This is a genomic window from Streptomyces spinosus (assembly GCF_020400655.1).
Taxonomy (GTDB): domain Bacteria; phylum Actinomycetota; class Actinomycetes; order Streptomycetales; family Streptomycetaceae; genus Streptomyces; species Streptomyces argyrophylli.
On the sequence record NZ_JAINRC010000017.1, the window covers coordinates 97,088 to 116,612 of the forward strand.

The window sequence follows — 19,525 nt, forward strand, 5'->3', positions numbered from 1 at the left end:
CAAGGAGTAGACCCCATGTCCAACCCGGCAGCGGGCCACGGCGCTTCGATCCGCCGGGTGCTCGCGGTGATCCCCGCGCGCGGCGGCTCCAAGGGCGTGCCCGCGAAGAACCTCGCCCCGGTGGGCGGTGTCCCGCTGGTGGCCCGCGCGGTGCGCGAGTGCCGGGCGAGCCGGCTGGTGACCGACGTCGTCGTCTCCACCGACGACCAGGCCATCGCCACCGCCGCCCGCGAGGCCGGCGCCGAGGTCGTCCTGCGGCCCGCCGCCATCGCCGGGGACACCGCCACCTCCGAGGCAGCCGTCCTGCACGCCATGGACACCCACGAGACGCTGCACGGCTCCCCCGTCGACGTGGTCCTGCTCGTGCAGTGCACCAGCCCGTTCCTCGTCCGCGAGGACATCGACGGCGTCGCCGCCGCGGTCGCCGAGAACGGCGCCGACACCGCCGTCACCGTGGCCCCCTTCCACGGCTTCGTCTGGCGCGAGGCCGACGAGCCCACCGAGGGCGGGCGCGGCGTCAACCACGACAAGTCCTACCGCCCGCGCCGCCAGGACCGGCCCCAGGACTTCCTGGAGACCGGCGCCGCCTACGCGATGGACGCCGCCGGCTTCCGCGAGCACCGCCACCGCTTCTTCGGCCACACCGAGCTGGTCCGCACCGACCCGGCCCGGGTGCTGGAGATCGACGACCCGCACGACCTGGCCCGCGCCCGCGCCCTCGCGCCCCTCTTCGACGCGGACCGCCCCGGTTCGCTGCCGACCGCCGACGACGTCGACGCGGTCGTACTCGACTTCGACGGCACCCAGACCGACGACCGGGTGCTGATCGACTCCGACGGACGGGAGTTCGTCGCCGTGCACCGCGGCGACGGCCTCGGCATCGCGGCCCTCCGCAGGAGCGGCCTGAAGCTGCTGATCCTGTCCACGGAACAGAACCCGGTCGTCGCCGCCCGCGCACGGAAGCTGCAACTGCCCGTGCTGCACGGCATCGACCGGAAAGACCTCGCGCTGAAGCAGTGGTGCGAGGAGCAGGGCATCGCGCCGGAGCGCGTGCTCTACGTCGGCAACGACGTCAACGACCTGCCGTGCTTCGCCCTCGTGGGCTGGCCCGTGGCGGTCGCGAGCGCCCACGACGTCGTTCGCGGCGCCGCACGCGCGGTCACCACCGTCCCCGGCGGTGACGGCGCGATCCGAGAGATCGCCAGCTGGATCCTCGGCCCCTCTCTCGATTCCCTCCCCAAGTAAGGACATCCCCTGATGAGCACCAACTCCCGTCTGCGCACCTTCGGTTCGCGCGAGGTCGGCCCCGGCAAGCCCGTCTACATCTGCGGCGAGATCGGCATCAACCACAACGGTGAGCTGGAGAACGCCTTCAAGCTGATCGACGTCGCCGCCGAGGCCGGCTGCGACGCCGTCAAGTTCCAGAAGCGCACCCCCGAGATCTGCACCCCGCGCGACCAGTGGGACATCGAGCGCGACACCCCCTGGGGCCGGATGACCTACATCGACTACCGCCACCGGGTGGAGTTCGGCGAGGACGAGTACCGCCAGATCGACGAGTACTGCAAGGAGAAGGGGATCGACTGGTTCGCCTCCCCGTGGGACACCGAGGCCGTCGCCTTCCTGGAGAAGTTCGACGTCCCCGCCCACAAGGTGGCCTCCGCCTCCCTGACGGACGACGAGCTGCTGCGCGCGCTGCGCGCCACGGGCCGCTCCGTCATCCTCTCGACGGGCATGTCCACCCCGCGCCAGATCCGCCACGCGGTGGAGGTCCTGGGCTCGGACAACATCCTCCTCTGCCACGCCACCTCCACCTACCCGGCCAAGGCCGAGGAGCTGAACCTCCGCGTGATCAACACGCTGGAGAAGGAGTACCCGAACGTCCCGATCGGCTACTCCGGCCACGAGACGGGCCTGCAGACCACGCTGGCGGCGGTCGCTCTGGGCGCCACCTTCGTCGAGCGCCACATCACCCTGGACCGCGCGATGTGGGGCTCCGACCAGGCCGCCTCGGTCGAGCCGCAGGGCCTCACCCGCCTCGTCCGTGACATCCGCACCATCGAGGCCTCCCTCGGCGACGGCGTCAAGAAGGTCTACGACTCCGAGCTGGGCCCGATGAAGAAGCTGCGCCGCGTCACGGGCGTCGTCGCCGAGGCGGAGATCGCCGCGGCGGCGGGCGAGCCGGTCTCGGTGTGAATCCAGGTCACTGACGACGGGACGGTCGTACGCCGATGAGCCCCCGCGCCGGTCAGGCCGGCCACCCCGCCCGCACGCTCGCCTTCGTGGAGAGCCCGGTACAGCTGCTGAACGTACTGGAGTGGGCCCACCTGCACGGCCTGCACGACACCGGCCCTTCCGGCCCGGCCGTGCCGTCCGGCTCCGGCCGGGCGGGCTCCGGTGTGCCGCTCGGTCCCGGCGGCGGGGATCCGGGTGTGCCGGGCGGCCCCGGCGGCCCGGGGCCGGCGGAGGCTGCCGTGCCGACGCCGGCCCTGCCCGCGCAGCCCGGCCCGGCGCACGCCGGTGCCGCGCACGGCGGCCACGACGGCGTCGGTCCCGGTCCCGGGCACGCCGGCCCGGTACCCGCCGTGCCCGCCCAGGGGCGGCGGCTGCCGGCCGGGGCGGTGGCGGGTGGCGCCGGGGCGGTGGCGGGTGGTGCGGAGCTGACCGTCGTCGTGCTGTCCCCGACCGACCCCATGACCCGGGGCCAGCTGCGCCGCATGGCGGACCTGGCCCGGGACGAGGGGTACCGGGTGCGCTGGGAGGAGGCGCGGGGCGGTACGACCGCGCCCTTCCACACCATCGGCGGCCTGGCCGGCTCCCTGCGCCGGGCCGACCGGATCGTCATGGGAGACCCCTTCTCCCGCTACGTGCAACTGCTGCTGACCATCACCCGCGCCCGCGACCTCGTCGTCGTGGACGACGGCACGGCGACGATGGAGTTCGTCGCCCAGCTCGCCCGCGGTGAGCGCCTGGTCCGCTGGCACCGCAAGGGCGGCCGGCCCGGCGCCCGCGACCTGCTCTTCGCGCCGGTCTCCTCCTCCGCCCGGCGCCGCCTCACCCCGAGCGACCGCCGGCGCGTCGAGGTCTTCTCCTCCATGCCGGTGACCGACGTCCCGGACGGCGTGACCGTCACCGCCAACGACTTCGCCTTCACCCGCGCCCGCTTCGGCCCGCCGCGCATCACCCAGAGCGCCGACCTGGTCGGCACCTCCCTGGTGGAGACGGGTGTCGTGGACGGCGACCGCTATGTGGAGGCCGTCCGGAACCTGGCCAAGGCCCACGGCGCCACCCGCTACTTCGCCCACCGCCGCGAGAGCGCCGAGAAACTGCACCGCCTGGCCGCCGAGACGGGCCTGGAGATAGTCCGCCCGGACCTCCCGCTGGAGCTCATCGCCCGCCGGGGCCCGATCGGCGGGACGATCCTCAGCTTCCCCTCCACCGTCGTGCACACCCTGCCGCTGGCCCTGGCCGGCACCGGCGTACGCGTGGCGGTCTGCGACATCGACCCGACCTGGCTCACCGACGGCGCGTCCCCTCGCGCCCAGGGCTTCCTCTCCGGCGTGACCGGCACGGCCCGCGACGTCCACCGCCTGGCGGCGGTGAGCCCGGCGTAGCCGCCGGCACCGCAGGCCTGAGTACGCGTACTCAGGCGCCCGGTCATCACATCTCGGTAGGCTCCTTCACCTCGTGCACGCGACCCGCACGAGGCGGCGGAGGACCGCTGGAACAGGGGAATCGGGGAATCGGGGAGAACATCACGCATGGCGTGGGACGAGTGGGAGCGACTGAAGGCGGATGCCGCGGCCCGCGGCTCCACGGGGATGCGGCTGAACCACGTTCCGACGGATCCGGGCGGTAGCGGCACCGGTGATCTGAAGTCGGACAGGAAGGCCTGGACCCAGGCCGGCGCGGACACCAAGGGCCTGCAGGACGACATCGCCAAGGCGCTGGGAAAGCTGGACGACGGGCAGTCGGGGCTGGGGGACGCGTCGGGCGTGCAGTCGGCGGCGGCGCAGAAGGAGCTGTACGCGTCCTGGAAGAAGTACGTCGGTGACGTGAAGGGCCGCTGCGGTGAGCTGGGCGGCCTGCTGGAGCGCTCCGGGCACGACCTCGCGATGTCGGACGCCGAGGTGAAGGCCGAGCTGGACAGGATCAGCGCCGAGTACCACGACACCGAGGCCGTCGGCGGCGACCCGAAGGGCCGGTGACGGGCTTCGTGGACATCGCGACGTTGAAGGCCCTGAAGCCCTCCGAGTACGAGGAGGCGGCCGACGGGTACCGGGCCACGAGCGAGATGGCCAGCACCGCAAAGGACACGGTGGAGAACCGCATCTCGGCCGGTATCCGCAACCGGCTGAAGGGCGAGACGGCCGACGCGGCCCTGCGTGAGCTGAAGGAGCTGGGCAAGGACTTCCACTACGTCCAGACCGAGTGCGCGCTGGTGAGCACCGCGCTGAACGGGTTCGCGCACGACATGGCGGCGGCCAAGCGCAAGCTGGAGGCGGCCCTGGCGGACGCCGAGGCGGCGGGCTGCACGGTGGGCGCGGACGGTTCGGTCACCTTCCCGGCCGGCGGCACGGAGGTCGACGGCAAGGTGCCCGAGGGCGGCACCGTGTCGGCCTCGGCCAGCTTGACGGATCCGACGGCCGACGCGATCGAGCAGCAGGCCATCCACCAGCACCCGAACCCGAACTTCGGCAAGGCCATCGGCTTCGCCAACCGCATCGGGGACGCGCTGCAGGAGGCCGCGGCGGCGGACGCCAAGTGGGCGCCGAAGCTGCGCGCACTGAAGGCGGACGACGACCTGGTGGTGTCCGACCGGGACTGGTCCGACGCCAGGTCCGACCAGGACGGGGTGAGCGAGGCCGGCAAGACGTACCTCGACTCCCTGCCCCAGCCGCCCCAGGACGGCAGCCCGCAGGACAACGCGGCCTGGTGGAAGAACCTCAGCGACGAGGAGCGCGCGGCCTGGCTCTCCCTCCGCCCGGACGCCGTGGGCAGCCTCGACGGGCTTCCCTCTACGGTCCGCGACGAGGCCAACCGTGTCGTGTTCGACGAGACCCGGGCACGGCAGCAGATGGAACTCGACTCGATCCCGAAGCCGCCGGCCAACGAATGGACCTGGATCACGGCAGGCGGGTATCCGTCCAAGGTGCACACCGACGAGTGGATGGAGTGGAGCAGGAAGTACGGGGACCGGTACGACTTCCTCACCAAGTCGCTGCACGGCATGCAGGACATCCAGAAGCGCTTCGACGCCACGGGTACGAACGGGCTGCCCGAGGCCTACCTCCTGGGGTTCAGCACCGAAGGGGACGGCCGTGCGATCATCGCCAACGGCAATCCCGACACGGCTGATCACCAGGCTGTGTACGTTCCGGGCACGAAGTCCGACCTGAACAGCATCGGCGGCAACATCGACCGCATGGTCAATCTGTGGGGCGAGGCGCGCAACGAGGCCGACGGAAAGACCGTCTCCACGATCACCTGGCTCGGCTACGACGCACCGGACGACGTGGTCAAGGACGCGCCGTTCGAGCACTACGCGTACGACGGCGCCCCGGCGTTCACCAGATTCCTCGACGGTCTGGAGACGTCCCACACGGGTGACACACCGCCGCACCGCACCGTGATCGGCCATTCGTACGGTACGACCCTGATCGGAGCCGCGGCCCAGAAGGGCACGCTCAACGCGGACGACGTCGTTCTGGCGGGCAGCCCGGGCGTCAAGGTGTCCCATGCCGCCGAGCTGGACGTGCCGCAGGGCCACGTCTGGAACGAGGAGGCCGACGGAGACCCCGTTCCCGACATCGGCCGCTGGGGGCACGGCGGGGACTGGTTCGTTATCCCCAGTGACCCTGAGTTCGGCGCCCATCAGATGACCACGGACACGCAGGGGCACAGCGGGTACTGGAATCCGGGGTCCGACAGCCTGAAGAACCAGGCCTACGTCGTGACCGGGCACGGAGACGACGTGCAGCTGAAGCCGCCGCCCGACTACTGGGCCCACGTGAAGTAGGAGAAGTCCCCCCACATGAAGATGACCGAGCGGGCACTCTTGCTCGCCGTACCCCTGGTACTCACCACCCTGACGGGATGCGGTATGACCGACAACAGCGCTGTCAGCGGCTCCGAGAGCAGTCCCGCCACCGGACCTGGCGACACTTCCGGCGGTATCCGCTCCGCCGGCACCAGCACCTCGCGGGACGCGTCGGACGCGATGGAGGCGGTGTCCAGCGGCATCTACGACCTGATCAAGGTCAAGGGGAAGGCGTCCGACGGTCGCCCGGGGGTGCAGCAGTGCCCAGGCAAGGACAGGGACAAGTACTTCCAGATCTTCCATCCGTGGAGCTTCTACCCCACGTCCCCGGCCGAGCTGGACGCCGCGATGGAGAACCTCAAGGAGGGGCTGCCGCGGCACGGCTGGAAGATCGTCCAGTACGGCCCGGACACCAGCGTGAACAAGAACGTCGTCCTGATCGCCGACAACGACGAGCAGAAGGCCGGCGTCCACATCACCCGGATGAAGAAGAGGAACCCGCCCAAGCTGAGCCTGATGGTGGTCTCCGGCTGCTACCAGGTCCCCGACGGCCAGGAGGTCGAGCACTTCTAGGCCCCGCCGCCCCCGCCCCGCCTCACCCCCGGCGGGCCAGTACGAAGCCCCGTGGCCGTGTCTCCTCGGCGGCCGGCTCCCGCAGCACCGTCGCCACCAGGTCCAGGCCGGCGCCCGTCAGCGCCCCGGCGACCTGCTCCGGGGTGCGCCAGTAGTAGTGGAGGTCGATGTCGTGGCCGAACCGCTCGGTCAGGTGCAGCCGGCCGGGCTCGGGGCCGGACTGGAAGCCGAGCAGGGCGTGCCCGCCGGGGGCCAGGGTGCGGCGGATCTCGGCGCAGGCCGTCGGCAGCTCCTCGTCCGGCAGGTGGATGGTCGAGTACAGGGCGAGGACGCCGCCCAGGGTGGCGTCGGGCAGGTCCAGTGCGGTCATCGAACCGACGTGGAAGCGCAGGCCCGGGTACGCCTGACGGGCCAGCGTCACCATCGCGGGGGAGAGGTCCACCCCGAACACCGGCACCCCCTGCTCGTGCAGCAGCGCGGTGACGTGCCCGGGCCCGCTGCCCAGGTCGGCGACGGGGGCGGAGCCGTTCGCCGTGACCAGCTCGGCGAAGGTCCTGATCAGGGTGCGGTCCAGCGGGTGGAGGTCCCCGGGAGGGAAGCGGGCGCCGTAGTCTCCGGCGATCGTGTCGTAGGAGGTACGGGTCGTCCGGAGGAAGTCCGCGGTCGAGTCGCTCACGTCGGCGGACCCTACCGGGAGGGCACCCGCGGCGGGGTCCGGTTCGTGGACATGGCGCGCGTGACACCCGTGAAGCGTGGTATCCGTGGAGGAGGAAACAGAGGTTTTACCCACCAGAGTTCGCCGCCATGCGTCCGCCGGTCAGATTTTATTCCCCTAACGGGCTGAACTTTTGTTGATCTAGGGGTAGTTGACCAGCAGGGCGTCCTACCCTTCAGAGGGTGAAGCAATTGATGTCCGTAGAGTCCGAGGCCGGCCTCCCGGGGGATGTGCTCCCCGGCGTGCTGAGCGAGTCCCTGCACGCCGAACTCGTCGCCTTCCGGCGCGACTTGCACATGCACCCCGAGCTGGGCAACCAGGAGTTCCGTACGACCGCCGCGATCAAGGAGCGGCTGGAGCAGGCCGGGCTCAAGCCCCGCGTCCTGAGCACGGGCACGGGACTCGTCTGTGACATCGGTCTCGCGGAGGGCGAGCAGCCCTCCGTCCCCCTGCTGGCCCTGCGCGCCGACATCGACGCGCTGCCCATCCCGGACACCAAGAGTGACTGTGCGTACCGGTCGACCGTCCCGGACCGGGCGCACGCGTGCGGTCACGACGTGCACACCACCGTCGTCCTCGGCACCGGGCTGGTCCTCGCCGACCTGCACGCCAAGGGCCTGCTGCCCCGTCCGGTGCGGCTGATCTTCCAGCCCGCCGAGGAGGTGCTGCCCGGCGGCGCGCTGGGCGCCATCGAGGACGGCGCGCTGGCCGGCGTCGGCCGCCTCCTCGCCGTGCACTGCGACCCCAAGGTGGAGGCCGGGAAGGTCGGGCTGCGGCACGGGCCGATCACCAGCGCCTGCGACCGTCTGGAGATCGCCCTCGACGGCCCCGGCGGGCACACCGCCCGCCCCCATCTGACCACCGACCTGGTCACCGCCGCGGCCCGGGTCGCCGTCGACGTCCCCGCGCTGATCGGCCGCCGGGTCGACACCCGCGTCGGTCTCGCCCTCACCTGGGGCCGCATCGAGTCCGGCCACGCCCCGAACGTGATCCCGCAGCACGCCGAGCTGTCCGGGACCGTGCGCTGCCTGGACCTGGAGGCCTGGCGGCAGGCCCCCGACATCGTGCACGCGGCGATCGACGAGGTCGCCACCCTGCACCGGGCCAAGTCGGAGATCACCTACGTGCGCGGGGTGCCGCCGGTCGTCAACGACCGGGAGTCGACCGAACTGCTGCGCCGGGCCATGGTCGCCCGGCGCGGCATGAAGTCCGTGGAGAGCACCGAGCAGAGCCTGGGCGGCGAGGACTTCTCCTGGTACCTGGAGCACGTCCCGGGCGCCATGGCCCGGCTCGGGGTGCGCCGGCCCGGCGAGCGCACGGTACGCGATCTGCACCAGGGCGATTTCGACGCCGACGAGCACGCGATCACGGTGGGTGTGGAGATGTTCACCGCCGCCGCGTTCCTGGACGTCAACGGGGCGCGGAGCTGAGCGGACGGCCCCCGGCCGGTCCCGTCCACGGGCCGGCCGGAGGCCGGTCTCCTGCCCGGCGCAACACGGATGCAAGCCAATCGTGCACTGTGCGCAACAACGGTGTGAGAGGACCAAGACGCCGAGTTCAGGCAGTGTTTGCCTCGAATCGATAACGGCTTCCCTAGAGGGTTTTTTGCGACATCTACGCGCGTTACGATGCCGCGAAGCCGACGCCGCCGGGGCGTCTCGGCCGGAGCACCCCCCTGGTGCTCACATCAAGCGCCGCCAAGGCGCTCAGGTCAGGTGAAGGAGCCTTCCCGTGCGCCGGGTAGCCAAGCTTTCCGCTGCGTGTCTCGCCTCCGCAGCTCTCGCACTGACTGCCACTGCCTGTGGCAGCACCTCCTCCGACAACGACTCCGGTTCGCCCGCCTCGGGCGACGGCAAGGGTGTCAAGGTCGGTCTCGCCTTCGACGTCGGCGGCCGTGGTGACCGCTCGTTCAACGACTCCGCCGCGCGCGGTGCCGACAAGGCGAAGAAGGAGTTCGGCGGCGACATCAAGGAGCTGACCGCGAAGACCTCGGACACCGAGGCCGACCGCGAGCAGCGCCTGTCGGACCTGGCCGACGCGGGCTACAACCCCGTCATCGGTGTCGGCTACGCGTACGCCGCCTCCATGACCAAGGTCGCCGCGAAGTACCCGAAGACCACCTTCGGCATCGTCGACTCGGTGGTGAACGGCAAGAACGTCGACAGCATCACCTTCACCGAGGAGCAGGGCTCCTACCTGGCCGGTGTCGCCGCCGCGCTGAAGACCAAGACGAAGCACGTCGGCTTCATCGGCGGTGTCGACGTCCCGCTGATCAAGAAGTTCGAGGCGGGTTACGTCCAGGGCGTCAAGGACACCAACCCGAAGATCAAGGTCGACACCCAGTACCTGTCCCACGGCTCGGACACCTCCGGCTTCGCCAGCCCCGACAAGGGCAAGGAGGCCGCGCAGGGCATGCTCGACAACGGCGCGGACGTCGTCTACTCGGCGGCCGGCTCCTCCGGCAACGGCGCCATCGAGGCCGTGGCCGGCAAGAAGGGCGCCTGGGCCATCGGCGTGGACTCGGACCAGTACAGCATCCCGGGTCTGGCCAAGTACAAGAACTCGATCCTGACCTCGGTCGTCAAGAACGTCGACGTCGGTGTCTACGACCTGGTCAAGTCCGTCCACGACGGCAAGCCGCTGACCGGCACCAACACCTACTCGCTCGCCAAGGACGGCGTCTCGCTGTCCACCAGCGGTGGCTTCATCGACGACATCAAGGCCAAGCTGGACGCGGCGCAGAAGAAGATCGTCGACGGCTCGATCAAGGTCAAGACCACCCCGTGACCTGACGGGTCCCGTCGGACCCCGGCTCGGCGGAGGCGCCCTCCACAGCCCCCGCCGAGCCATAACAATGTGTCAACTCTACGCGTGTAGCACGGAGTTGCCGCGCTAGCGTCGCCGACGCCTGCCCCCTCCCCGCAGCCCCTTTCCCCGAGGAGAGTGCGCCATCAACGCGTCCAGCCCTCCCGCTGCCGTCGAACTGCGCGGCATCACCAAGCGTTTCCCCGGCGTCGTCGCCAACCGCGACATCGACATCACGGTCCGCACGGGCACCGTCCACGCCCTGTGCGGCGAGAACGGCGCCGGCAAGTCCACCCTCATGAAGATCCTCTACGGCATGCAGCAGCCGGACGAGGGCACCATCACCGTGGGCGGCGAGCAGGTCGTCTTCCACGACCCCGGCGACGCCATCGCCCGCGGCATCGGCATGGTGCACCAGCACTTCATGCTCGCCGACAACCTCACCGTCCTGGAGAACGTCGTCCTCGGCGCGGAGAAGCTGCACGGCATCGGGGGCAAGGCACGCGCCCGGATCAAGGAGATCTCCGACGCCTACGGCCTGGGCGTGCGGCCCGACGCCCTGGTCGAGGAACTCGGCGTCGCCGACCGCCAGCGCGTGGAGATCCTCAAGGTCCTCTACCGCGGCGCCAAGACCCTCATCCTGGACGAGCCCACTGCCGTCCTCGTGCCGCAGGAGGTCGACGCCCTCTTCGACAACCTGCGCGAACTGAAGGCCGAGGGCCTCACCGTCATCTTCATCTCGCACAAGCTGGGCGAGGTGCTCTCCGTCGCCGACGAGATCACCGTCATCCGGCGCGGCACCACCGTCGGCACCGTCGACCCGCGCGGCACCACCCCCAAGCAGCTCGCCGAGCTGATGGTCGGCAGCGAGCTGCCCACCCCGGAGACCCAGGAGTCCACGGTCACCGACGTCCCGATGCTCACGGTGGACGGCCTGCACCTGGCGCAGACCGACCTCGACGGCATCGAGCGGATCATCCTCGACGAGATCTCCTTCACCATCCACAAGGGCGAGGTCCTCGGCATAGCCGGTGTGGAGGGCAACGGCCAGTCCGAGCTGGTCGAGGCCATCATGGGCATGCGCCGCCCGGACGCCGGCGTCGTCACCCTCGACGGCACCGACATCTCCCACGCCCCGACCCGCGACCGCCGCGAGTCCGGCATCGGCTACATCCCCGAGGACCGCCACCGCCACGGCCTGCTGCTGGAAGCGCCGCTGTGGGAGAACCGCATCCTCGGCCACGTCACCGAGAAGCCCAACTCGCGCGGCGGACTGCTCGACCTCAAGGCCGCCCGCGCCGACACCCAGCGCATCGTCGAGGCTTACGACGTCCGCACCCCCGGCATCGACGTCACCGCCGCCTCCCTGTCCGGCGGCAACCAGCAGAAGCTGATCGTCGGCCGGGAGATGAGCCACCAGCCCAAGCTGCTCATCGCCGCCCACCCCACCCGCGGTGTGGACGTCGGCGCGCAGGCGGCCATCTGGGACTACATCCGCGAGGCCCGCCGCGAGGGCCTGGCCGTGCTGCTGATCTCCGCGGACCTGGACGAGCTGATCGGGCTCTCCGACACTCTGCGGGTGATGTACCGCGGCCGTCTGGTCGCCGACGCCGACCCCGCCACGATCACCCCCGAGGAGCTGGGCTCCGCCATGACGGGTGCGGCCACCGGCCACCTGGAGCACACAGAGGACGACGCGCGATGAACAAGCTGACCTCACGGATCGACAAGGAGCGGCTGCTCCTCGGCATCGCCGCGCCCCTGCTCGCGGTCGTCGCCGCGCTCGTCGTCACCACCCTGGTGATCCTCGCGACCGGCAAGAACCCCGGCGACGCCTTCAGCGACATGGTGACCTACGGCTTCGCCAGCGACAGCCAGGTCTACATCCTGAACAAGGCGACGACGTACTACCTCGCGGGTGTCGCGGTGGCCATCGGCTTCCGCATGAACCTCTTCAACATCGGTGTCGACGGCCAGTACCGGCTCGCCGCGTTCATCGCCGCCGTCCTCGGCGGGGCGCTCACCGTGCCCGGCTGGCTCGCCATCCCGCTGATCATCCTCTGCGCCATGGCGACCGGCGCCCTGTGGGCGGCCATCGCGGGCATCCTCAAGGTGACCCGGGGCGTCAGCGAGGTCATCGCGACCATCATGCTGAACTCCATCGCCACCGCGGTCATCGCCTACCTGCTCCAGCCCGGCAAGCTCGGCCAGCTGGACCAGGCCGGCACCCTCGTCTCCACCAAGCCGCTGCCGTCGTCCTCGTACTTCTTCAGCTTCGACACCGGCCCGGCCGGTGAGCTGTGGGGCTTCATCGTCATCGCCGTGCTCGTCGGCGTGGCGTACTGGTTCGTGCTCGGCCGCACCCGGTTCGGTTTCGACCTGCGCACCGTCGGCCAGTCCGAGACCGCCGCCGCCGCGAGCGGTGTCGGCGTGAAGAAGATGATCGCCACCAGCATGATCATCTCGGGTGCGGTGGCCGGTCTGATCGGCATGCCGACCCTGCTGAACGACAGCCACCAGTTCAGCAACGACTTCCCGGCCGGCATCGGCTTCACCGGCATCGCCATCGCCCTGCTCGGCCGCAACCACCCGATCGGCATCGCGCTCGGCGCGCTGCTGTGGGGCTTCCTGGAGCGCACCACCAACCACCTGGAGTTCCAGGGCTACGACAAGGAAATCCTCGGCGTCATCCAGGGCGTCATCGTGCTGTGCGTCGTCATCGCCTACGAGGTCGTACGCCGCTACGGCCTGAAGCGCCAGCAGCAGCGCGTCGGCGCCGAACTCGCCGCCCAGGCCGCCGCCCCGACGAAGAAGCAGGAGGTGGCGTGATGACTGCCACGATGACCGACGCGCCGCCGCCCGCGGCGCCCAAGGCGGCGGACGCGCCGCAGCGCTCCGGCCGCTCCCTCGGCCTCATACTCATGATCGTCGCGGGCGCGCTGCTGCTCGTCGCCGCCGTCCGCGTGATCACCGGCGCCAACCAGCTCGACTCCGCGGGCCAGGTCGCCGCCGCTCTCGGGCTCGCCGTGCCGATCGGCCTCGCCGGACTCGCCGGCCTGTGGTCGGAGCGGGCCGGCGTGGTCAACATCGGCCTCGAAGGCATGATGATCCTCGGCACCTTCGGCGCCGGCTGGATCGGCTGGCAGTCCAGCCCCTGGCTCGGCCTGCTGTGCGGCATCGCCTTCGGCGTCCTCGGCGGCCTGGTGCACGCCGTCGCCACCGTCACCTTCGGCGTCGACCACATCGTCTCCGGTGTCGCCGTCAACCTGCTCGCGCTCGGCGCCACCCAGTACCTGGCCAAGCTGTTCTTCGCCGACGGCAAGGCCGCCGGGGCGGGCGGCAACCCCAAGCAGTCCCCGCCCGCGGACACGCTGCCCGACGTCACCGTCCCCGGCCTGTCGGACGGCCTCGCGTCGATCGAGAAGCACCACTGGTTCCTGGTCTCCGACCTCGCCGGCATCATCGGCGGTCTGATCACCAACCTGTCCGTGGTGACGATCATCGCCGTGCTGCTGTTCGTCGGCAGCTGGTGGCTGCTGTGGCGCACCCCGTTCGGGCTGCGGCTGCGCTCCTGCGGCGAGAACCCGGTCGCCGCCGAGTCCCTCGGCGTCAACGTCTACCAGTACAAGTACGCGGCCGTGGCCGTCTCCGGCGGCCTCGCCGGCCTCGGCGGCGCCTTCCTCGCGCTGGTCACCTCGCACACCTACCTGGAGGGCCAGACCGGCGGCCGCGGCTACATCGGTCTCGCCGCCATGATCTTCGGCAACTGGCGCCCCGGCGGCCTCGCCATGGGCGCGGGCCTGTTCGGCTACTCCGACGCGCTCCAGCTGCGCAACGGCGGCGTGACCGTCCACGCCCTGCTCCTGCTGCTGGTCGTGCTGCTCGCGCTGCTGGCCGGCTGGAAGCTGTACAAGAAGGCCCTGGTGCAGGGCGTGGTCAGCGCCGTCATGGCCGCGCTGGTCCTCGTCTGGTACCTGCTCACCGACGAGGTCCCCAGCGACTTCGTCGGCGCCACCCCGTACGTCGTCACGCTGCTGGTGCTGTCGCTGTCCGCGCAGCGCCTGCGGATGCCGAAGGCGGACGGCATGCGCTACCGGAAGGGACAGGGCAAGTGACCGGACGAGCCGCCGACTTCGACTGGGAGGCCCTGCGCGCCGAGGCGCGCGAGGCCATGACCCACGCCTACGCCCCCTACTCCGGTTACCCGGTCGGCGTGGCGGCCCTGGTCGACGACGGCCGCACGGTCACCGGCTGCAACGTCGAGAACGCCTCCTACGGGCTCGGCCTGTGCGCCGAGTGCGGCCTGGTCTCCCAGCTCCAGCGCACGGGCGGTGGCCGGCTGACGCACTTCACGTGTGTCGACGGCACCGGCGCCCTGCTGGTCCCGTGCGGCCGCTGCCGCCAGCTGCTCTACGAGTTCGGCGGCCCCGGCCTGCTGCTGGACACCCCGGCGGGCGTCCTGCCGCTCTCCGAGATGCTGCCCCAGGCCTTCGGCCCGGACCATCTCAACCAGTAAGGCCGTACGGCCCCCCTGCCCCGTTCGCAGGGGGGCCGCGCACTTCGCACCTCCCGGAAGGAACCACACCCGCCATGGCCATGGACGCCATCTCCGTCATCCGCACCAAGCGGGACCGCGGTGAGCTGACCGACGAGCAGATCGACTGGGTCATCGACGCGTACACCCACGGCGAGGTCGCCGACGAGCAGATGTCCGCGCTCGCCATGGCGATCCTGCTCAACGGCATGAACCGCCGCGAGATCGCCCGCTGGACCGCGGCGATGATCGCCTCCGGCGAGCGCATGGACTTCTCCTCGCTGTCCCGCCCGACGGCCGACAAGCACTCCACGGGCGGCGTCGGCGACAAGATCACCCTGCCGCTGGCCCCGCTCGTCGCCGCCTGCGGCGCGGCCGTCCCCCAGCTCTCCGGCCGGGGCCTCGGCCACACCGGCGGCACCCTGGACAAGCTGGAGTCGGTCCCCGGCTGGCGCGCGCTGCTCTCCAACGAGGAGATGCTGAACGTCCTGGACACCACGGGCGCGGTGATCTGCGCGGCGGGCGACGGCCTGGCCCCTGCCGACAAGAAGCTGTACGCCCTGCGCGACGTCACCGGCACGGTCGAGGCGATCCCCCTGATCGCCTCCTCGATCATGTCGAAGAAGATCGCCGAGGGCACCGGCTCGCTGGTGCTCGACGTGAAGGTGGGCACGGGCGCCTTCATGAAGACCATCGAGGACGCCCGCGAGCTGGCCTCCACGATGGTCGGCCTCGGCACCGACCACGGCGTGAAGACGGTCGCCCTCCTGACCGACATGTCCACCCCGCTCGGCCTGACCGCGGGCAACGCCCTTGAGGTCCGCGAGTCGGTGGAGGTCCTGGCCGGCGGCGGCCCGGCGGACGTCGTGGAACTGACCATCGCCCTGGCTCGCGAGATGCTCGACGCGGCGGGCATCAGGGACGCCGACCCCGCGAAGGCCCTCGCGGACGGCTCGGCGATGGACGTCTGGCGCCGCATGATCGCGGCCCAGGGCGGCGACCCGGACGCGCCGCTGCCCACCGCGAAGGAGCAGCACGTCGTCAAGGCCCCGGCCACCGGCGTCCTGACCCGCCTCGACGCGTACGACATCGGCGTCGGCGCCTGGCGCCTGGGCGCCGGCCGGGCCCGCAAGGAGGACCCGGTGCAGGCGGGCGCGGGCATCGAGCTGCACGCCAAGCCGGGCGACACGGTGACCGAGGGCCAGCCCCTGCTGACCCTGCACACCGACACCCCGGAGCGCTTCGAGTACGCGCTCCAGGCGGTGGCGGGCTCCTACGACATCGCGGCCCCGGGCACGGCCTTCCAGGCCACGCCGGTGGTGCGGGAACGTATCGCCTGACCTGGGCTTTCCTCATTCGGGTGAACGGGACCGGTGGACCGCCGCCGGTCCCGTTCGGCATGCTGGGATCGGTGACGCACCGATAGGAGACCGCCATGAGCGCACTCACCGTCAGCCAGGACTCCGACCAGAACTGGGACGACCTCGTCCGGTACTGGGAGGAGATGGAATGGCCCGAGGGCAGCAAGGTGGAGATCATCGAGGGGATCATCACCGTGTCACCTGCTCCCGCGTTTCGCCACAACGTGATCGCGGCCCGCATCCAGCGTCGCCTCTACTCCGTGATCCCCGAGGACTGGGAAATCTTCCAGACACTGGCCATCGCCGTGCCGTCACGGCTGGGCATGCTCATCCCTGACCTGGTGGTCGCGCCGGTGCCGGAGCATCCCGAGTCGGACTCCCACATCCCCGCCGCCCTCGCCGAACTCGTCGTCGAGGTCACCTCGAAGTCCAACGCCGGCCACGATCGCGTCAGCAAGCCCGCCGCCTACGCCACCGCCGGTATCCCGCTGTACCTCCTGATCGACCGCTGGGCCCCCGGAGGCCCCACCGCGACGCTCTACGGCGAGCCGAAGGGCGACGTCTACCGGGTCCTCAAGGCGGTCAAGTTCGGTGACCTGATCGAGCTGCCGGAGCCGTTCGGCCTCACCCTGGACACCGGCGAGTTCCCGGTCGACTGACCGGCGTCACCCCGACACCGCCGCCCCGACCGGCACCGCGGCCCCGCCACCGCCCCCGATGAGTTCCGCGCGGCCCGGCGGTCTACCGCACGTGGATGCCGAGACCCCCGCCGTGCTGGTGCTGCCCGGACCCGTCCGTCGGGACGACGTGCCGGGGCTGTGCGCCGATGTGCGGGCACTGCTGGAGGCCCGCGGGACCGGGGTGGTCGTGTGCGACGTGGGCGGGCTCGGGCCGCCGGGACTGGCGGCCGTCGACCTGCTGGCCCGGCTGGAGCTGACCGCCCGCCGGGCCGGCGGGCGGATACGGCTGCGGGACCCCGACCCCGCGCTACACGCCCTTCTCGGTCTCGTCGGACTCCGCTTCCAGGTGGAGGGGGAGACCGAAGAGCGGGAACCAGCGCTGGGTGTCGAGGAAGCAGTGGAATCCGGTGATCCGGCCGTCTGAGATCTCCAGCACCTGCACCGCCCACGGACTGAACCCGCCGTTGTCCGGGTCCGGCTTGTAGTGCGCGAAGCCCGGCAGGCCGTTGGCCCGGACCGGCAGCAGCCGGGAACCGGCGCAGGAGGCGCCCAGGGTCGTCATGAAACCGGTGATGTCCGCGGTGCCGCGCAGCCACAGGTCGAACGGCGGCATCGTCATGACGGCGTCCTCGTGCAGCAGCGCCGTCAGCGCCGTCATGTCGTAGCCCTCGAACGCCTTGACGTAACGCTCCAGCAGCTTCCGCTGCTCCTCGTCCAGCGGATCGGACACCGCCCCCTCGGCACCCGCGTCCCCGCGCTCCGCGAGCGTGGCCCGCGCCCGCTGCAAGGCGCTGTTCACCGAGGCGACCGTGGTGTCCAGCAGCTCGGCCACCTCACTCGCCCTCCAGGCCAGCACCTCACGCAGGATCAGCACCGCCCGCTGCTTGGGCGGCAGCTGCTGGAGGGCCGCCATGAAGGCGAGCCGGATCGACTCCTTGGCGACCGCGGCCTCCGCCGGGTCCTCCACGACCGGCAGCACGCGCGCGTCCGGCATCGGCTCCAGCCAGGTGTTGTCCGGGCGCGGGGAGAGCGCCGCCCGCGCGAGCGGAGTGGCCTCCGACAGGTCCATCGGCCGGGCCCGCTTGCTGCCCGCCGCCAGCATGTCCAGGCACACGTTCGTCGCGATGCGGTACAGCCACGAGCGCAGGCTGGAACGGCCCTCGAACTTGTCGTAGCTCCGCCAGGCCCGCACCAGGGTGTCCTGCACCGCGTCCTCGGCCTCGAAGGAGGAACCGAGCATCCGGTAGCAGTATCCGGTCAGCTCGGTCCGGTGCTTCTCCAGTGCGACGTCCAGATCCGCCGTCGCCGTGCTGTTGCCCATCGTCCACCCACCCCTGTGGCCGTCCCTGTAGCGCGCCTTCGCGCCCCAGCACTTGGGAAGCTACCGCAGGGGACTGACAATGGCCCCCGGAGTGGACAAAGGCCCAGCTCAGATTGGTTGCTCGGGGAAGCCGGGCGGCGTGCGCCGGGTCAGTGCGCGCCCACCGGCTCCCGCCGCGCCGCCACGTGGGCCGCCCGCGAGCCCAGGACGGTGATCGTGACGACGCCGAGGACCGCGAGGAGGCCGACGCCGACCGTGCCCGCCCACCCGTCGGCGTGGAACGCCAGCGCGCCGACCGTGCTGCCGACGCTGGAGCCGATGTAGTACGCGGACTGGTACAGCGCCGACGCCTGGGCCCGGCCGTGCGTGGCCGTCTTGCTGACCGCCGAGGAGGCCACCGCGTGCCCGGCGAAGAAGCCCGCCGTGATCAGCACCAGGCCCGCCAGCACCAGCACCAGGGAGGCGGTCAGGGACAGCAGCAGCCCCGCCGCCGTCGTGCCGCCCGCGAGGTACAGCGCGCCGCGGCGGCCGAGACGGCCCACCAGACGGCCCGCGGCCGAAGCGGAGACCGTACCCACCAGGTAGACCAGGAAGATCGAGCCCACGATGCCCTGCGGCAGACCGAACGGTGCCGCCGTCAGCCGGTAGCCGATCACCGTGTACACACCGCCGAACACGGTCATGAACAGCGCGCCGATCGCGTACAGGCGGCGCAGCAGCGGGTCGGAGAGATGGTCGCGGACGGTGCCGAGCAGCACCCGCGGACGCAGCGAACCCGCCGTGAAGTGCCTCGGGGCCGGCAACAGCAGCCGGAAGGCCACCGCGCACGCCACCGCGAGCGCGCCGATCACCCCGACCGACACCCGCCAGCCCCACTCCTGCGCGACCCAGCCGGTGATCACCCGGCCGCTCATGCCGCCCACGCTGTTGCCCGCCACGAACAGCCCGATCGCCGTGACCAGTGCCTTGGGCCGCACTTCCTCCGCCAGGTACGCCTGTGCCGAGGCCGGCAGTCCGGCCAGCGCCGCGCCCTGCACCGCCCGCAGCACCACCAGCGCGCCGAGCGACGGCGCGAAGGGCACCAGCATGCCGACCGTGACGGCCACGGCCAGCGAGGCGGTCATCACCGTACGGCGTCCGAACCGCTCCGACAGCGCGCTCATCGGCAGGACGAACAGCGCCAGGCCCCCGGTCGCGGCGGCCACGGTCCAGCTCGCCTCGCTCGCCGCGACCCCGAACTCCCCGGAGATCAGCGGCAGCAGGGCCTGGGTGGAGTAGAGGAGGGCGAAGGTGGCGACCCCGGCGAGGAACAGGGCGAGGCTCATCCGGCGGTAGCCGGGGCCGCCCGGCGTCAGCCGGGAGTCGGGCTCGGACTCGGGGGCGCGGGGGGAGGCAGCGGCGTCCACGCCGGTGGACGCCCCGGTACTGGCGGGAGACATGCTTCGAACGTAGACCGGCCCCACTCATGCGTCCAATGCATGGAATCGCCATAATCG

Annotated in this window: 18 protein-coding genes; 15 read left to right on the plus strand and 3 right to left on the minus strand. The window is 71.3% G+C overall.

Features of this window, described 5'->3' with window-relative positions; translation table 11 throughout:
- Positions 1-15 precede the first annotated feature (15 nt).
- The 6 genes from LG395_RS30020 to LG395_RS30045 all read left to right on the plus strand — a co-directional run bounded on the left by LG395_RS30020 (position 16) and on the right by LG395_RS30045 (position 6,613).
- Positions 16-1,245, plus strand: a complete 1,230-nt coding sequence (locus tag LG395_RS30020; RefSeq protein ID WP_171153406.1) for an N-acylneuraminate cytidylyltransferase — start codon at positions 16-18, stop codon at positions 1,243-1,245.
- Between the two features lie 12 nt (positions 1,246-1,257).
- Positions 1,258-2,196 (plus strand): N-acetylneuraminate synthase family protein, encoded by a 939-nt coding sequence (locus tag LG395_RS30025; protein WP_171153404.1) that lies wholly within the window; start codon positions 1,258-1,260, stop codon positions 2,194-2,196.
- 410 nt (positions 2,197-2,606) lie between these two features.
- The gene (locus LG395_RS30030) at positions 2,607-3,614 is read left to right on the plus strand and encodes a hypothetical protein (RefSeq protein ID WP_443743014.1); all 1,008 of its coding nucleotides are present in this window, start codon (positions 2,607-2,609) and stop codon (positions 3,612-3,614) included.
- 147 nt (positions 3,615-3,761) lie between these two features.
- Entirely contained in the window at positions 3,762-4,208 is a 447-nt protein-coding gene (locus tag LG395_RS30035; RefSeq protein ID WP_225811846.1) for a hypothetical protein, read from the plus strand.
- A gap of 8 nt (positions 4,209-4,216) precedes the next feature.
- Positions 4,217-6,019, plus strand: a complete 1,803-nt coding sequence (locus tag LG395_RS30040) for an alpha/beta hydrolase (protein ID WP_225811907.1) — start codon at positions 4,217-4,219, stop codon at positions 6,017-6,019.
- 15 nt (positions 6,020-6,034) lie between these two features.
- Entirely contained in the window at positions 6,035-6,613 is a 579-nt protein-coding gene (locus LG395_RS30045) for a hypothetical protein (RefSeq protein WP_225811847.1), read from the plus strand.
- A gap of 22 nt (positions 6,614-6,635) precedes the next feature.
- Here the strand turns inward: LG395_RS30045 and LG395_RS30050 are convergent, their stop codons facing one another.
- Positions 6,636-7,289, minus strand: coding sequence for a class I SAM-dependent methyltransferase (locus LG395_RS30050; protein ID WP_225811848.1), 654 nt, complete (start codon positions 7,287-7,289; stop codon positions 6,636-6,638).
- Between the two features lie 233 nt (positions 7,290-7,522).
- Between LG395_RS30050 and LG395_RS30055 the strand changes: the two genes are divergently transcribed.
- The 9 genes from LG395_RS30055 (at position 7,523) to LG395_RS30095 (ending at position 17,132) form a co-directional block, all read left to right on the plus strand.
- Complete coding sequence (locus LG395_RS30055) at positions 7,523-8,758, plus strand: amidohydrolase (protein WP_225811849.1); 1,236 nt, start codon at positions 7,523-7,525, stop codon at positions 8,756-8,758.
- A 301-nt stretch (positions 8,759-9,059) separates the two neighbouring features.
- Entirely contained in the window at positions 9,060-10,115 is a 1,056-nt protein-coding gene (locus LG395_RS30060; protein WP_171153393.1) for a BMP family lipoprotein, read from the plus strand.
- A 196-nt stretch (positions 10,116-10,311) separates the two neighbouring features.
- Positions 10,312-11,838: an ABC transporter ATP-binding protein gene (locus LG395_RS30065; RefSeq protein WP_263983233.1), complete on the plus strand. Its 1,527-nt coding sequence runs from the start codon at positions 10,312-10,314 to the stop codon at positions 11,836-11,838.
- Positions 11,835-12,962 (plus strand): ABC transporter permease, encoded by a 1,128-nt coding sequence (locus LG395_RS30070; protein ID WP_171153391.1) that lies wholly within the window; start codon positions 11,835-11,837, stop codon positions 12,960-12,962. Before LG395_RS30065 ends, LG395_RS30070 begins: the two co-directional genes overlap by 4 nt.
- The gene (locus LG395_RS30075; protein ID WP_225811850.1) at positions 12,962-14,248 is read left to right on the plus strand and encodes an ABC transporter permease; all 1,287 of its coding nucleotides are present in this window, start codon (positions 12,962-12,964) and stop codon (positions 14,246-14,248) included. Before LG395_RS30070 ends, LG395_RS30075 begins: the two co-directional genes overlap by 1 nt.
- Positions 14,245-14,649: a cytidine deaminase gene (locus tag LG395_RS30080; RefSeq protein ID WP_171153388.1), complete on the plus strand. Its 405-nt coding sequence runs from the start codon at positions 14,245-14,247 to the stop codon at positions 14,647-14,649. The genes LG395_RS30075 and LG395_RS30080 overlap by 4 nt, the downstream gene beginning before the upstream one ends.
- A gap of 80 nt (positions 14,650-14,729) precedes the next feature.
- Complete coding sequence (locus LG395_RS30085; protein ID WP_225811909.1) at positions 14,730-16,007, plus strand: thymidine phosphorylase; 1,278 nt, start codon at positions 14,730-14,732, stop codon at positions 16,005-16,007.
- A 95-nt stretch (positions 16,008-16,102) separates the two neighbouring features.
- Entirely contained in the window at positions 16,103-16,687 is a 585-nt protein-coding gene (locus LG395_RS30090; protein WP_225811851.1) for a Uma2 family endonuclease, read from the plus strand.
- Between the two features lie 58 nt (positions 16,688-16,745).
- Entirely contained in the window at positions 16,746-17,132 is a 387-nt protein-coding gene (locus LG395_RS30095; protein WP_225811852.1) for an STAS domain-containing protein, read from the plus strand.
- Here LG395_RS30095 and LG395_RS30100 read toward each other — a convergent pair.
- Both LG395_RS30100 and LG395_RS30105 read right to left on the minus strand, forming a co-directional pair.
- A complete protein-coding gene (locus LG395_RS30100; protein ID WP_225811853.1) occupies positions 17,016-18,029 on the minus strand; it encodes a sigma-70 family RNA polymerase sigma factor in 1,014 nt (337 codons plus the stop codon). The two genes, LG395_RS30095 and LG395_RS30100, sit on opposite strands and share 117 nt — an antisense overlap.
- 149 nt (positions 18,030-18,178) lie before the next feature.
- Positions 18,179-19,468, minus strand: coding sequence for an MFS transporter (locus tag LG395_RS30105; protein ID WP_225811854.1), 1,290 nt, complete (start codon positions 19,466-19,468; stop codon positions 18,179-18,181).
- Between the last annotated feature and the right edge of the window lie 57 nt (positions 19,469-19,525).